The organism is Acetobacter cibinongensis, from assembly GCF_000963925.1.
Taxonomy (GTDB): Bacteria; Pseudomonadota; Alphaproteobacteria; order Acetobacterales; family Acetobacteraceae; genus Acetobacter; species Acetobacter cibinongensis.
Window position 1 is genome coordinate 1 of record NZ_BAMV01000074.1, and the last position, 2,416, is coordinate 2,416.

Annotated in this window: 1 protein-coding gene; it reads right to left on the reverse strand. The window is 49.0% G+C overall.

The features are described 5' to 3' along the window. Nucleotides 1–305 precede the first annotated feature (305 nt). Nucleotides 306–2,416: Hint domain-containing protein (locus Abci_RS13915; protein WP_048839771.1), on the reverse strand; the 2,111-nt coding region annotated here is incomplete at its 5' end.

The window sequence follows — 2,416 nt, forward strand, 5'->3', positions numbered from 1 at the left end:
CTATCCACATCGCAGCAAGCTTCATCTTCTACCTCAAAAAATGAGGCCTGAGCCTAGGAGATCACATCATTGAAAATCAGAACGGAAAACTGATCGACAGATTTACCTCCCTGAAAAATTCAGAATGGCGGAGTTCAGAAAGATTTTTACAAGAAATGCCCTATCCCCAAAGCTGCGGGCACTCCGAACGGCCGCCAGAAAAAGACCTACGGATTAAAACAAATAATTTTTGCTCTAATATTTTAATGTTTTCACCAAAAATCCCCTCTCTTTCACAAGAGAGGGGATTTTTGATTCTTTAGTGTTTAACCAACGTTTTCAAGGTTTCTTATTTTTTTATTCACCTTATTTATTACATACGGACCTGCCGCAATGATCTGAAGAGTCAGCATCCGCAAGCCTTTACCTTGCATAACCGGAAGAGGTAATGTTGCATTTCCGTTCGTCCAACGACAAGGCACAGATTCCTGCACATCCCAACCCAATAAATCTTGCTGATCGAGATGTGTGGTGATCGCGTGGTTGTTTTTTCCATCAAACAAAGCCACCTGGCCGACAAGTACTCCAAGTTGGCGACGGTCATCGACGAACGGACCAACCGCTTGGCTTGGCTGACTTGTACGGGTTGTAATCTGCACCGCTTCTACATCTGCCGGAAGCATGAAAACAACACTACCATTCTTCTGACGAGCAGGACGAATAATCTGACCCAGAGTTGTCACCAGATGAATGTCAGAATCCTGTGTCACTTCCAAAACTTCTGCCTGATAGGCAAAACCCTGTGCTGCTGCACGATCTGCTAGAGTATTGAACAAAGGCTCAACAAAACTACGCTCAACGCAAAGGTTCGTTGCACCATCGGCATCCCATGTTTTTTCAGATGCTCTGGCAAACAGACGGACAACACCGCCATCCTGCTGGAAAGTGCTGCGGTTACCTGTATCCAGATAGCTTTCTGTCAGCATGTCGTTAGCCCATATAACGGCATGTTCTTCTGTCTCAATATGGAAGTAGTCGTAAGCCGTAATGGAACGATCGTAGAAAATACTGCTGCCATTGACCAGCATACGCACCGGCACAAAGAGATTCTCAAAAAACAGGCAATGTTCCGGGGTAACCAGTAGATCCTGACTTGGCACATTATCTGCAATCGCATCTTTGCGGATGCGAACCGGATAACCTGCCTGATCGTCGGCAAGATCAGTTCTGACAGTCATGCTCTTACGACCAGTCCAGATTACAGAACGCTCGACTGCCCGCTTCGCCTTCCAGTCCCAAGTCTGCACAAGGTCGCCAATGCAGAGTGTTTCTACCGCCACATCTCCAGCAGTCGTCCGGATCATCGAACCCGCAAGGAAGCAAACTTCAAACAGCATACCATTCTGAGTGAACTCAATGTATTGCTGCGTACCAATTCCAAGAATATTTAAAACGATCGGGCTGCCACTCACAAGATCAATCGTGACAGAGTTTCCATCCGTAGAATTGACAACAGACTTCACATTCTCTTTGCTCAGACCAGCAATCATAATCCCATCGGAGTGTCCTCCGGATGTTCCGTCGAAACCGCTGATAACTGTTGACAAATTACCGCCGGATGCCAGACCGCTGACGACAAGGCCAGTGTTTTGGCTACCATCCATAATGACGGTACCGCCCGCACCAGCAAAGAGCGTTGCCTTTGCTCCATCTTCTAATGTCAGACTGCCTTCAAGTTTACTGTCGGCGTCCAGCGAAACTACGCTCCCGTTAGATGCAATGGTCTGTCCTGCAAGTGTTCCTGAAACTGCGGAGATATATGCGCCATTACCTACTGTCGTGTTGGTAGCCGTGCCACCCTGGAAGACAGCCAGACCAGCAGAGCCTCCCTGCAGGACAGTCCCGGAAGCCACGCCTGTACCAAATACAACAACAGAGCCACTACCGGTTACAGTCGTGGAACTGACAACCCCACCATCCCAAGCCTGAACACGACCTGTCGAAACGGTTGTATTATCAGCATGGCCGCTGGCATTGACAAAAACAAAACCACTACCAACTGTCGTAGAGGAGAGTTGTCCCCCCGAAACAAAAACCGTGCCTTTATCCGCAACCGTGTTCGTTGCACTCCCAGTGCTGAACACCGTCAGGCCAGCATTGGAATCAGTCAATGTTACATGGTCAGCAGAGGCTCCGCTGAGTAGGTCAATAGAACCGCCAAAATTGACAGTAGCCGTCTGCACACTACCACCAGACGCAATGATCTGGCCCACAGCGTTGCCGTCGGCTTCTACTACAGCAGAAACAGCACTCCCATTCTGGTAAAGCGTTTCTGTGCCGCCGGAGACAACGACATTGCTGGTCACACCACCACTGGTGACAGACAGCGTTGCAGAGGACACCAATGTGCCGTTGGAGATGGTCCCGGCATTGCTCA